The following is a 13,894-nucleotide window of genomic DNA, read 5'->3' as shown; positions in this document are numbered from 1 at the left end:
GGTCAGGTTGCCAACCATCGACGCCAGCGCCTTGAGCAGCGTATCCTCGCCGGAACGGGGCGTGATCTTGACGCCGAGATCGCCACCGGCGATCCGGTCAGCCGTCTGCGCGACATCGCGGTTGGCGTCAACCATCTCCTTCATCGCCCCGAGCAGGATCCCGGTCTCGTCCTTGCTGTTGACCTCGATCGTCATGCCGAGGTCACCGACCGCCATGCGCCGGGCCGTATCAACCGCCTTGTCCAGTGGCCTGACGATAATGCGAGTGATATAATAGGCAAAGCCGATTCCGAGAAGCGCCGATACAATAATCAGTCCCCACATGAAAAATTGCGAGGTTTTAGCCGAAGCAATAATGTTCGCCTCTTCGATCTCACCGACCCGGGTCGAAATCTCTTCAATCGACTCGGCATCTTCAATTACCTTATCGGCATATACCTTGGCGGTTGACATGATACCGGATACCGACTCCTGTTTACCGACTAGTTCTGCAAACGACGATTTATACTGGTTGAGCTGCTCATAAATCGACCCTTTTGCCCTTGCCGAAAGGGTCGATTGCGCGACGATCTTGTTCAGCTTGTCAAGTGATTCGGCATTCTTTTGCAGGTATTTGTCCGCACCGCGCAGCATGTAATCCTTCTCATGACGCCGCATATTCAAATACTCGATTTCGGCCTGGCGCATGTCATTATCCGTGAGAACCTTTTCGACCCCGTGCGCGGCATCCCGGAACGCACCCCTGAGCCCGTCCTTTTCGGTCAGACCGATCGCCACATAAGCCTCGACGGCGCTTCTGAATCCGGACTTGTAGTTATCGAGGTTCTGCTGCACATCCCTGGACAACGAAACAACCTCGGGGTCAACATCGAGATCGATGATCATCCCGGCGACATTCTTCGCTTCATCGATATGCTTGTAAACCATATCCGGGTACTTCATATCGAGGCGGGCGAGAAAATCCTTTTCCCGGCGCCGAACCTGCAGGACATCGGCGACCAACTCATCCGAATACATGTTGGTATCCTGGTGCGCCTTGAACTCGACACCATATTCGTGTTCCAACTTCGAGGTCTGATACGCTCCGACCAGGCCGAGAACGACCACGAGCGTGATCACGACACCGAAACCAATGGCCAACTTCACTCCAATTTTCATGAGAACCTCCCCTTTTCCTTGTTTGAACTGCAGATGTTTGTAATACCGAACTCAAAAATACCAGCGACATAAATACCAGCAACATTCAGGTATCGACAATGACCTTCCGGAAACCAAAGACAGCCGAAAATCATGACTCACTGACCAACGGGACAGATTTTTTACAGACGGGTACTAAACGATCAGAACGATGGTACGGTGGATGAGTAATCTTTGGGATAATTCAGGAATTGCGAATTTCTGAGCAGTTGCGAACTGCGGATTGGATATTTCCGGGAACACAGGCAGGGTAAGAACTGGAAAGGAAACATCGTCGCCCACAAGGTCGTGATCTTTTTTTTCTTCCAGAGAAGCATCTTCGAGATGAAGCCAATAATCATGACATCCATCCTGATGCTTTTCGCCACACGGATAATAAGGCAGAGGATCCGCTTTGTCGCTCGCTTCACCCTGGTGGTGGCTTTGATGATGGGTAGCGCTGAGAGAACCATGATCACAGAGTGCAAAGCCGTAGGCACCGGCCACCCCTGTCATCAACAGGACAGCGATCAGCAGGAATATTGTTATTTCCCCCGGCTTTATTCTAATCATCTCCCCAAACCCTTGACAAGCAAGCCGCCACGTGAGACACCATCAATACAATACTGAATAGCATACTTCATGCCAGATAGTCTGCGTGACCATGCATCCCTCCCCCCTCAATTAAAAACACCTAACAAAAACAGGCATATACAAGTGAATTTTTTTGAGGGAAGATCACGATCTCAGGGAAATTATCTGCTTCAACATTGTGTCACCGTGAAATGCATTGGCACAACTATGCGACATTGGCACACGTGCAATGGGGTAAATTAAGGGTCCCGCAAAAAGAGTCTATTGCCGGCTGAAACCATTGTCACCTGAGCTGTGCAATCCATTGCCGGAAATATTCAATGTTTATGCTGAGGAAAGGTCGCATCTTCCTCGTCCCGACCGGACCGTCTCGGCGAAAAACTCTCTCGCCTCTTTTTGATTTCAACTTTATGGAATTTCATTTCAGGCGTCAGGGACGACACCTCCGCGTCGACACTCGACTCTTCCATTTCATCAACCGGGAAATAAAGATTCATCTCGGTCGGTTCACCCGGCTCACTGAGAATTTGCAGCAGGCCATTGTGGTTTTCCATAATATCATTGGAAATACTGAGACCGAGGCCGGTGCCAACCCCGGCAGATTTCGTTGTAAAAAAAGGCTTGCCGATTTGACTCAGCCGGTCGGACGGGATATTCGGCCCATTATTGCTGATCGACAACCGGATATGCGGTTGTTCATTGAGCTTACCAAGTTCCGACTTGATTTTTATAAAAAGCTCGGCATCATCATGCGCGACCTCCTGCAAGGCCTGGTAGGCATTTCTGACAATATTCAGGACGACCTGCTCTATCTGCTGCGGATTGCAATTGATTTGTGGAAGGTTTTCGTCGAGCTCGATTTTCAGCCGGAACCCCTTCTTTTCAATCTGCGGAGCAAGCAGCTGCAAAGTATCGACGATAATGGGTGTAACATCCTGCCGCGACATGCTGTTGCCGGAGTCATAGGTAAAGGTCAGGAATCCTTTCATGATTCTGGTTATCCGCTCTACCTCCTTCAAGATCCGCGTGAGCATATCTTTTTCAACGCTGCCGTTCCGGGCCTTGTTCAAAAGTATTTCGACGTAACCACTGATCCCTGAAAGAGGATTATTCACTTCATGGGCAACCATCGCCGAGATCTGGCCCACCGATGCCAACTGACCGGCCCGGATTGCCTTTTCCTGTAAAGACTTGAACCCGGTGATATCCTGAATAAAACCTATGGCCCTGAGCGGTTCACCCTCTTCATCGAATTCCATTTCCACCTTGGTTCGCAACCATTTGATACTGTCATTGACGATAAAACGTTTTTCAATATCGTAAGGTTTTCCATTAAGCATCCGGTTCCAGGCAAACTTGACCGAGCGTCTATCTTCAGGATGAACGGTTGTTAAAAAAATCTGGAAATCGAATGGTGTTCCGGGCGGCAAGCCCATGATGCGGCAAGCCTGGGCCGAACCGCTGATCGTATCGTTGCGGAAATCAACCTCCCAGGTGCCGGTCTGCCCCAGCTCCTGTGATTTTTCGATGGCGTCCTGCTGTTCGATTATTTTTCTATGGGCAATTTGCAGCGAATCAAGATTTTCACGGAGAGGCTTAAATAAAAGGAAATAGAGAGCCGGAGTTATTGTTGCCGATAAAATCATGGTGTCGAAAAGGGCTTTTTCTTGTACCGACAGCCCGGAAATATTTCCGATAAGACCCATCACGAGAAATTCGACAATGGCAATCAGACCGATGAGACCGACCAGCAAAAAGCGCGGTCTTGAATTGATTTTTAGTTTTGACAGAACAGAAAATAACAAGACCAACCCCCCTGCAGGATCTTTAAATAATCGTTGATATGCTTGATTTTCTTATTAGAAACGCAATAGCGTTAATTGTAGAGTAGATTGGTCATGTATAAAACATCGTAACAAATTTATACAACTATTCAAGCTTTCTTTTTTATCAGCCCGGGCGAAGAGCCCGGAAAAAACTGACAGCAGCAGAACCTTCAATCCAGATAAACCGGAATGCCGACAATCATCTCCGTGTACTTTCCGGGGTCACTGTTGATTGCAAAAAAGCCATTATGGTCATTTAATATATCGCTCGAAATACTCAGGCCGAGTCCGGTTCCGATGCCGGCCGGTTTGGTCGTATAAAATGGCTCACGGATCCTTTCGATGATATTCTCCGGGATATTCGGCCCATTGTTGGCGATTCGCAATTCAACATAAGAGTTATGGTCAACTGTTTTTTCTGCGGCACGAATATGTACACGCTTTTCGGCTTCGCCTTGCAGTAACCCACGCGACAACGCCTGGTTGGCATTCCTCAGGATGTTGAGAATAACCTGTTCGATCTGCTGGGCATTACAGTAAACATCCGGCAGATTATCATCCAGCATCAGTTCAGCTACGATTTGATTCCGGTTGAACTTAGGTGCCATCAGGTCTAAGACATGGCGAATGATATGAGATATGTTCCGGGCGCATTTCTCCCCTTTTGAATTGTAAGAAAACGCCAGCAGGTTTTTCACAACTCCCGAGATCCGTTCACCCTCGTAGATGATCCGGTCCATTAACTCGAGATCATCACACGCATCGCAGGCCTTGCCTTTAAAGATTTCGGCATAGTTGATAATTCCGGAAAGCGGGTTATTGACTTCATGGGCGATCATTGTCGTAAACTCGCCGACCGCCGCAAGTTGTGCCGAACGGACCGCTTTTTCTTCAAGATACTTCAGATTGGTAATATCCTGGACAAAACCGCACACAGATGCGACATCCCCGCCGCTGTCGCATTCAAGGACAACCTTGTGCCGAATCCATTTCAGCTTGTCGTTAACGAGAAGACGGTGATTGATGTCAAAGTTTTCAGCAGGTAATTCCGTACTCCAGTATTTCGCAACATATTCCTGATCGTCCAGATGCACTGCATTCAGAAAAGATCCATAATTAAATTCGCCGGCCAACGATTCAAATATCTGTAAAATTTCCCCGCTCCAGACAATTTTATTCTCCTGAAAATCATATCGCCAGATACCAACCTGGCCCATCTCCTGTAACTTTTCAATGGTGTATTCGTATTCGCTGATCTTTCCACGCATATCCTGCAATGCTTGATGACTCATTCCGGTCTCCATTGAACGAATGGGAAAAAATCCACCTGGAAGAAGTCTAGCAATTTAGATACCAAAGGATATAATCCATTAAAAAACAGATACTTAAAGAAATGCATCTACGCCAGAACGGATCAGCCTGGCACTTCAGGCACACTTTCTGACACACATTCCACCTCTATCTGAGACAATAAAAGAGCCATCTTCTTTAAAGAAAACGGCTCTTGGGATTTAACGCACCGGAGGCCCGGCAAGGTTCTGTCGATCTGTAGCTTACACACTCGCCGCCGGCAACTCAACAACCACCTTGGTATAGGCGCCAACCTCGCTCTCGATATGCAGGGTTCCGCCATGTTTGCAAACAATATCCTGAGAGATACTCAGACCAAGACCGGTACCGACGCCAGCAGCTTTTGTTGTAAAAAACGGGTTTGTCACTTTACTGATTATCTTCTCATCAATACCACACCCCTGATCCCAGACAATAATCCTGGCAACTTTTCTTTCATCAGAGACCTCTTCCGTCAGGGAAATACGCAGTATCTTGTCAACATTCGCATCGGGATACCTATTTGCAAGCGCATGCTTTGCATTGGAAATCAGGTTAATTAAAACCTGCTCCAGTTGCTGTTTATTTCCATTGATGCGGACTTCATCCTCCGTCATTTCCAGGTCGAGAAGAATCCCCTCTTTTTCAATCTGCTTGTTAAGCAGATCAACGCTATCCTGGACTACGTCCTGCATCTTCAGGGGTTCAACCTTGCTTGTGTCATAATGGGCGTGCGTCAACAATTTCCTGACAATATCGGCGATGCGCATGCCCTCCTTATTAATCCTTTTGAGTAGATCATCTCCCTGCCCGTCCCGGGCAACATGGATTTCAAGCATCTTGGTGTAATTGATGATCCCATTAATCGGATTGTTGATTTCATGGGCAACCCCTGCCGCCATCTCCCCGAGCGAGGCGAGTTGATTGGCCCGCACTTCCTTCATCTGCTGCTTTCTCAGGTCGGCAACATCGATAAAAGTCACCACCGCACCAATCACTTCGTCCTTCTTCAGGATCGGGTGAGCCCACCAATCGACCTGGAGATAATCACCGTCGGCCCGCCGGAAGATATCGTCTCCTCTGGAAATCTTTTTCTTGTGCGAAATGGCTTCGAGAATACTGCAGCTCGCCGATTTTTCAGCGGCAGCTCCCTCGCCGCTGTGGATGAGTGCGTGAATATTTTCCCCGAGCAAGTCAGTTTGGCTCTGGTATCCGAGAAGCTCTACGCAGGATTGATTGCAGAAGATACAGTTTCCATCGAGATCAATACTGTAAATCGCTTCCGCCTTGGCATTCATCAACAGCCGTACCGTTTCTTCATTTTCCTTCAACTGTTCATTGGCAGTCATAAGGTCGGCTGTTTTTTCCCTGATCCGATCATCAAGGTTGTCTCTTTCAACTTTCAGGGAAAGCGACATGAAATTAAAGGCGTCTGAAAGAATCGCCACCTCACCGGATGCTTCGACATCAACAGTTTCACCGAGATGCGACTCGTCTTCAGAGATTTTCAGGGCCTTGGCCGTCAGTATTTCGATCGGTGTGACCACGGTTTTCTTGACATAGATCCAGTTGACAGCCAAGGCAACAACAAGGATTGAAGCAAACAGGAAAAATGATGGCAGCAGATCATTCATCGCTTTGCTTTGGGCGAGCTCAACCGGAATTTTAACAGAAAGAACGGACGCCAGCGCACCCGGCTTTTTATGGAAACTTCTTTTATCACCGTAAAGTTCAATGAGCCTGGCCGGAGCATTTTCCGGCTCACCGTGACATTGCATGCATTGCCGGGAGAATAAAGAATCATTTTTCCGCAGATGGAAAAAGTACGATTCACCATCAATCTCAACGATCATCTTTTTTTCGGCTGTGCTTTCCTGCTCAACCGATTTTATGAATTCACGCTCGTAGGAATCGGCTTCGTTGTCGGGATGCCGCGATTCAATCGCCGCATTTTTATAATAATAATCGCGATAGCCCTGGTCCCTGAGATATTCCGTCATCTTACGATTTACATAACTGGCAGACATCCAGATCGGGTCAAATTCGGGTTTGTCGACACCGGCTTTTTTCAATGTCGCAAAAAGATCCGGGCGCAAATCATCAGCAATATACTTAATAACCGCCTGCTTTTGAGCCAGTATTAAATGAGCCATTTTTTCGGCATCAGCAGCCGCATGCTCTCTTGTGTGACTGGAGATAATAAAGAAAGAACTGGAAATGGCGAGCAAAGTCGTAACACCGCTCACGATCAATATTTTCGTACTTATTTTCATTTGCAACCCAGAAAAATAAAGCGGCCGATGGCACCTTTACAAGTTTTTTTAAGTGAAGAATATATTTAAGCCCAGAAAAATAGCAATATATATGCCACCAAAAACTTAAAAAACGACAGGAAATTCTGCTCAAATAACAGACAATTATTTCGATTTTTTTCCCGGAAAGGCGTAACCCTGATTACAAATTAATCATTCCCAATGGTTCGGCAATCCGGTCTGTGACAAGAAGATTGCTGTCACCTGTGCCATGACACACCATGATCGATTTTGGACAACGAGATAAAAAGCCGATATCGTAGCAAGAGGGTCCTGCCTGACACCCCTTATTCCGGCAGGCCAAGAAGTACAAAAAAGGTTCATCGCACTTTCCCGGAGACAGGCGGTGCTCACTCAAATTCCGCCACACCTTTCTAATTCACCCTGAAAGCGTAATTCCAGTAAAATTTGTCCAAGGGACACTTCCCGGGACTTCGGGTCATGTCCCCGTCGAACTTTACGACTCCGATCGCCTGCCCTGAGTTATCTTGTACTGAGCGCACCGAAGTAGCCGAAGGGGAAATCCATGGATGATTTTGACTCACCCCTGGAGCTCTTGAGGTCGCTTCCGGTAGAGCGATCAATAAACCGCAGCCCGACCGCAACTGCCACGGAGACTGACTGCGTTTGCCTCAAGGCAAACTACCTGGCAGAAAAGTTGGACAGAGGCAATTTAAACCGAACAAAAAAGCCCCCTGCAAGAGAGCCGTTTTCTGCATACTCTTTTATGGCTTAATAAAAGAGTATGGCGGAGTGCGCGGCCGCGACCGCGCGGTTTCAACCTGGTTTAATTATTTTCATTCAGGATTAGAGTCATAAGGTTACGTCCACACTGTAGCTTACTCTTTAGCCAACACCCTCGAAAGCGTAAACAAATCAAGGTCGCCGGTATCGCCCGGCGTGCTCCTTACTTTTCTTGCCTGTCCTGAGTTAACCGAAGGGGGAATCCAATTATGATTTTGACTCACCCCCGGAGCTCTTGAGGTCGCTCCCGCTAGCGCAATTACTGAACCGTAGCCCAACCGCAACCGCCACGGAGACGAACTGCGTTTGCCTCAAGGCAAACTCCCTGGTAGCTCAGTTTTACAGAAACAATTCAGACCGAACAAAAAAGCCCCCTGCAAGGGAGCCGTTTTCTGCATACTCTTTTGTGGCTTAATAAAAGAGTATGGCGGAGTGCGCGGCCGCGACCGCGCGGTTTTATCATCTTCAGTGTTCGGGGGACACTTCCCTGGACTTCGGATAGTGTCCCCACCTGGCCGATATCGTAGCGAGAGGATCCCGCCTGGTCGCTCCTTATTCCGGCGGGCCGAAAAACAAAAAAAGAGCCATCGACTATTAAGAAGATGGCCCCTGAAACCTGTAGAGGGGAGAAACGCTGAAGGAGTATCAGCTCTTTCTCTTGAAGAATGCCATATAGAAAGGCTGGTCAGCTGTGCCTGCCATCTTGACAGACATCTCCAGCATGACCTCCGACTGGTCTTTGCGAACACCGGTCAGCGTCTGTTTTTCATGGAACCACGACAGGTCATTCTCACGGATTGCATCTTCAAGACTTTTATCTTCGGAAACCGGGGCTTCGGTAAAGATTTTCGTCAATGTTTCGCCGAGCATTTCATTCTGCTGGTAGCCGAAAAGCTGTTCGGCATTTTCATTGAAGAGGAAGATTTTACCGTTGGGCAAAAATGCCACGATGGCGTCCTGCGAAACCTGGGTCATCAGGCGGAAACGGCGTTCCGACTCTTCAAGGTGTGATGTTTTCTGTTCAAGTTCCCTGATCATTTCGTTATACGAGCCGACCAGGCCGCTGATCTCATCGTTGCCCGTCAGCTCCGGAGCCTCGGTAAACTCTCCGGTCTGGCGCAGATTGGATATCGCCGCCGCCAATGAGTTGACCGGCTTCAGCACGGTGCGTTCGATCAGGTAACCGATGATCAAGACCAGAAGGCAGAAAAAGACTCCGGTGGTGATCAGGGTGTTTTTGAAGCCGGCGGCGAGTCTTTTTTCGATTTCGGCAATCGGAATAGCGATCGAGATGGCACCGATCATATCACCGGTCACGTAACGATAAGCCGGATCATCTGCAAGCGGATATATCTCTTTTAAAAACCGGGGTGATTCCGCCGGGTCGCCATGACATTCGAGGCAACTGCTATCGGCATAAGCGGCCCGCAAATAGCGGAAGACCCTGGTATCGGCAATCGTGGTCAATTCAGCGAAATGATCAAGATCAGGGTTCACGGCCAGTTTTTCAAGAACCTTTGCTTCATAATCGTCCGGGGCATTGGCCGGGTTGCGATAGCGATTCGAGGTATGTTTGATGGTGTAGGTCAGATCCTCGGCAACGGTCTGGCCGATTCTGTTTGCCGCAACGACCGGGATGATGCCGTACCGCTCGCTGCTTAATTCGATATCCCCCTCCAGCAGTTGTGCGGAAAGATACTCGCGGGTCCGGGTCGCTTCTATGGCAATGATCTCGGCCTTTTCTGTCGCTTCCGAGAAGATAAGGGCCTGGTGCTGCCGATACTGCCAATAAAGGCTGGTCGACAACAAGCCGGCCAGCACAACAAGAAAAATCAGGTTTGTTTTAACGCGTAATTTCAACTTTTCCCAACTTCGTATCAGGCAAATGAACCAAACCAGAAAAATACGACCCCCGAAATACGACCCCCGCGATCTCTGCTATCAATCTACACGGTATTGCCAAATAAATCCACCTATCGGGGTCAGATCTTCACATTTGACAAATTGAACGCTGACATCAAATTAATAGGCGGCATTCAGTTTTTGCCAGCTGTTTTCAGGCCGACCAAGATACCCTCATCCGGTTGTGGAAGATCTTTTATAAAAAAAGCAAAAATGTAAAATGTGAAGATCTGGCCCCTGTCATCGCACATCTTGTTTAAATTAATATCACGCATTGCTATAATAGCAACGCATTCAGACTTTCAAATCTCTAAAGCGAACTCGAGGGGAGCCGGCGGCCACCATGACATACAATCATATTCTCTACACCACGCTCCTTATCATCGGCGGCCTGCTAGCTCTCTACGGTGTGCGCTGGCTCCTGAAGAAGATCGAAAAGAAACGTCATGTCGCCATCGAGGATGATGATTACCTGCACGCGGTGCCGACCAGCTCCCCGGTCGACGAACCCCTGCAGGACGTGCAGGATACCCGCACCAAAAGCTTCAACTTCCGCTTCAGTATCATCCGCCACGCAACGACAATGTTTATTGTCCTGGTGATTGTTTTTGCGGTCAGTGTTCCTTTTCTCGACAAGATTCCCGCCACCCTTTTCTCGCTGCTCGTTGCCGCTTCCGGTTTTGTTGTCGGAATGGCATCCCGGCCCTTCATTGAGAACCTGATTGCCGGCATTGTCATAACCTTTTCGCGCCATCTGCGCATCGGCGATACCGTTGAAGTTGACGGCAACTACGGAACCATTGAGGACATCACCCCGATCTATACCATCATCAAGGGATGGGACTGGCGCCGTTATGTCATCCCCAACTCCGATATGCTCTCCAAGGAATTCATCAGCCTGACCCTGGGCGACAACTATCGCTGGTGCTACATCGAGTTCTGGGTCGCACCGGACACCGAGCTCGGCAAAGTCAAAAGTGTCGCGATCGAGGTTGCGCGCGAGTGCCCGCACTTTGCCCGACATGAGGAACCGAGTTTCTGGGTTATGGGTATGGGGAAAGAAGGTATCCGCTGCTGGCTTGCGGCCTGGGCCGATTCACCCGGTGATGCCTGGATGCTGGCGAGCGAAATGCGCACCGGTCTGGCCGAAAAGCTCCGGGTTCTCAAGATCTCACCGCACCGCTATCAGGTCGATTTATCCGGGGTTTCAGAAGAAGTGAAGCAATCGATAAATACCGCCAGTCCTGGCGGGCAATAAGGCGGCAAAGTATCTATTCAATTGTATTTTGATATATCCGCCAGCTTTTCACCTGGATCAATTTTCGACTCAATTCTTGCAATAATCTTATCCAGTTTATCCAGGGTCAAAGGTTTCTGTACAACCTGACAGCCAAGACTCTCAGCCTTGTCGATATCAACTGCCGTTGAGTCACCGGTCATAATTATTTTGTTACGTGTTACCCCCTTGCAACCACCCTTCTCCATGCTTTCGATAAAATCCAGGCCGGTCATCTCGGGCATAAAATAGTCGACAAACAAGGCATGGCCACAGGGGAAATTTTTATCACACTCGTGTCCTGAAAATACGCGGCACTCCGACGGACGAGCACAGGTTAAAACCTCATGCCCCTGATCCTCAAGATGCATCTGCAGCGAATCCCGGATACTCTCTTCATCCTCGACGATAAATACTCTTAAGCCCATAGTCCTCCACCTTCTCCACCGCAGATTTATGAAATCATCATGCAAATAAAAGAACCTGTCCCCCGGTAATGGCGACAGATCCCAGGAAAATATTAAGAAAAGGCCACAAACGTCGAAAATTCACACCCTGCTGTCGAACAGCAACTCCGCAGCCCTGGATTTCCCCAAGTCTGCTGGCAGCGATTGTTATTATAGTTAAACATGCTTAATAATATTGTCAAACCGGCCAGAAACACTCTTCACCTTACACCAGGCGAAAGCCGCTCCATTCATCCGGCCAATCGGCTGCCAGGCCCGACAAAATAGCGCCCCCGCCAAGCATCAATGACCGCATCGACGAGCAGAAAAGCGTCTCGATCCCGCATTAAATATGGTACAAAATCCCTCTTATTGGGAAATATTAATCCTATTGAAAACCGGGGTTTGTTTATGCGAAAATTTTTCTATTTATTCAATCAAAGGAGAGTGTGATGCGCTACGTTAAATTTATTGTTGGTTTGGTAGCTGTGGGTTCACTGCTGGTCGCGTGCGGCGGCGGTGGGAGTGGTGGCAGTGTCGGTTTTGTCGGTGGCTTTGAATCGGCTCTGAACGGCGAGTATCGTTTTATTGAATACGGCGCTAGTGTGAGTGGTGGTGGTGTGAACATATTCGACCTGACTTTTGAAGGTGATGGCACCGGCACTTACCAGGGTGTCACCAATACGTCCGACACCGGGCCCTTCACCTACAAACTCGCTGAAAATGGTGAGTTTCGTCTTTATCCCGACCCGCTCAATAATCCGACTTTTTTCGTAAAGGGACAGACCGACGGGAGCCTGCTGCTCACTTATGACAACGATGACAGCGATGGTTCTATCCACATAAGTGCCGGAGTTGGAAAGATCGACACGACCGTTACCACACTTTCCGAGGTAGATTTGCAAGGAGATTTTCGCTTTGTTGAAGCCGGCGGCGACGGCACGACGGCAACCACTGCGGTGATCGACGTCAATTTTGATGGTTCCGGTACAGCTACTATTACTTCTTATGAAGATTCCGATGGTAACATTACACCACCTGCGCCCGTGCCTTATACTGTTGCCGCCAACGGCGAACTGACGATTGACGGTACTATGATCGGTCAGGTCAATTATTCCGGTTCAGTAGTCGTATTCGCCGACGACGATCCGGGGACTGATGGCTTTATGAGCGGAACGATCGGCTTCAAGGAGAACCAAAATGATTTGGACGGCGATTATACCGCTGGCCAGTTCGCAGTTGATAACCCTCAGCCACCGCCAACGACCAGCATCTACACATACACATCGGAAATTCTGATGACGGCCGATACCACAACACATTCAATAACCGGAACCTGGGCTGATTCAGACGGCACTTCAGGGGCAATCCCCACTCCCGCTATCTACTCGGTCGACCCCGCCAATGGCAACCTGACTCTCCCGACAGGCGATATCGGTCAGGTCAGAAATGGCGCTTTCATTGCTGCTGATATCGACCCTACTACCGATCCCGCCGACCCCGAAGAGACGCCATCTATCATGATCATGTTCGGCATTAATAAAGTCGATACCGTTTTGAAGTAAATTTTCACCGGGAATGTGAGTCACGGATGAGACGTCAACAGGGCCTGCAGATCAATCTGCAGGCCCTGTTTTTTAGGAAGAGTGGTCAGATCTTCACATTTGACAAACCAGGCCCTGAAATCATCCAGTGAACCAATTCTTACCGTTCATGACTATATTCAGGCCGATCGACAACCCACCGTCGACAACCTTCTGATCCGAACGAACAGGCTCGAAATGTCACAAGTGAAGATCTGCCCCCCGGTTTGCTCCTCTATCAATCGCTCTTCAGGTAAAAACCGAGCTCCATATCCGTTTTCACAATATGGTCAAGCAACCAGTCGGTCAGCACTTTCCTGATATCTTCGGTTAAACTGTCGCTGAAGCCTTCCTCGCTGTAGCGGAGTTCAAAATCTTTTACCGTGGCGATGAGCTTGTGGTGCTCTTCAACATGCTCCGCCATTTTCGGATAATGGTATTCTTTCATATACTTTTCTTCAGTCTGGAAATGCTCCTGAACATAGCGCTTGAGGTATGTAAACAGCTCAAAAACGACCTCTTTTCTTTCTCCTTTTTCATGCGCATCCAAAAAAGCGCCAAACTTGTTGAAAAGCTCCCGATGCTGACTGTCAATATCGGCAAAACCGGTCTCCAAACGTTCGATCCATTGCATATCTTTTCGGCCAGGTCCTTTTGGTTAATGGTTTGATGCGTTGTACTCCAGCAAGATCCCTTAAACATCAAT

The 13,894-nt window shown here is 48.7% G+C and carries 10 protein-coding genes; 2 read left to right on the top strand and 8 right to left on the bottom strand.

Translation table 11 applies throughout. The features are described from left to right. The 6 genes from C0623_01500 to C0623_01475 form a co-directional block, all read right to left on the bottom strand. Positions 1 to 1,158 (bottom strand): hypothetical protein (locus tag C0623_01500; GenBank protein PLY03433.1); only part of this gene is annotated, 1,158 nt, incomplete at its 3' end. A gap of 174 nt (positions 1,159 to 1,332) precedes the next feature. Beyond that, complete coding sequence (locus C0623_01495; protein ID PLY03432.1) at positions 1,333 to 1,749, bottom strand: hypothetical protein; 417 nt, start codon at positions 1,747 to 1,749, stop codon at positions 1,333 to 1,335. Positions 1,750 to 2,087: 338 nt separating this feature from the next. Beyond that, the gene (locus C0623_01490; protein ID PLY03431.1) at positions 2,088 to 3,575 is read right to left on the bottom strand and encodes a hypothetical protein; all 1,488 of its coding nucleotides are present in this window, start codon (positions 3,573 to 3,575) and stop codon (positions 2,088 to 2,090) included. 191 nt (positions 3,576 to 3,766) lie between these two features. Beyond that, positions 3,767 to 4,900 carry a hypothetical protein gene (locus C0623_01485; GenBank protein ID PLY03430.1) on the bottom strand — a complete coding sequence of 378 codons (1,134 nt, stop codon included), beginning with the start codon at positions 4,898 to 4,900 and terminating at the stop codon, positions 3,767 to 3,769. A 249-nt stretch (positions 4,901 to 5,149) separates the two neighbouring features. Next, complete coding sequence (locus tag C0623_01480) at positions 5,150 to 7,198, bottom strand: hypothetical protein (GenBank protein ID PLY03429.1); 2,049 nt, start codon at positions 7,196 to 7,198, stop codon at positions 5,150 to 5,152. A 1,428-nt stretch (positions 7,199 to 8,626) separates the two neighbouring features. Beyond that, positions 8,627 to 9,841, bottom strand: coding sequence for a hypothetical protein (locus C0623_01475; GenBank protein ID PLY03428.1), 1,215 nt, complete (start codon positions 9,839 to 9,841; stop codon positions 8,627 to 8,629). Between the two features lie 385 nt (positions 9,842 to 10,226). On the opposite strand from C0623_01475, the gene C0623_01470 reads away from it, so the two are divergent. Next, positions 10,227 to 11,141 (top strand): mechanosensitive ion channel protein MscS, encoded by a 915-nt coding sequence (locus C0623_01470; GenBank protein ID PLY03427.1) that lies wholly within the window; start codon positions 10,227 to 10,229, stop codon positions 11,139 to 11,141. 17 nt (positions 11,142 to 11,158) lie between these two features. Here the strand turns inward: C0623_01470 and C0623_01465 are convergent, their stop codons facing one another. Beyond that, positions 11,159 to 11,587 carry a hypothetical protein gene (locus tag C0623_01465; GenBank protein PLY03426.1) on the bottom strand — a complete coding sequence of 143 codons (429 nt, stop codon included), beginning with the start codon at positions 11,585 to 11,587 and terminating at the stop codon, positions 11,159 to 11,161. Between the two features lie 470 nt (positions 11,588 to 12,057). Between C0623_01465 and C0623_01460 the strand changes: the two genes are divergently transcribed. Further along, positions 12,058 to 13,170, top strand: a complete 1,113-nt coding sequence (locus C0623_01460; protein PLY03425.1) for a hypothetical protein — start codon at positions 12,058 to 12,060, stop codon at positions 13,168 to 13,170. Positions 13,171 to 13,426: 256 nt separating this feature from the next. Here the strand turns inward: C0623_01460 and C0623_01455 are convergent, their stop codons facing one another. Continuing rightward, positions 13,427 to 13,822 carry a hemerythrin gene (locus tag C0623_01455; protein ID PLY03424.1) on the bottom strand — a complete coding sequence of 132 codons (396 nt, stop codon included), beginning with the start codon at positions 13,820 to 13,822 and terminating at the stop codon, positions 13,427 to 13,429. Positions 13,823 to 13,894 lie beyond the last annotated feature (72 nt).

The sequence above is a fragment of the Desulfuromonas sp. genome, from assembly GCA_002869615.1.
Lineage (GTDB): Bacteria > Desulfobacterota > Desulfuromonadia > Desulfuromonadales > UBA2294 > BM707.
Note: the sequence above shows the minus strand (reverse complement) of the source record. Positions and strands in the feature narration are given on the sequence as shown.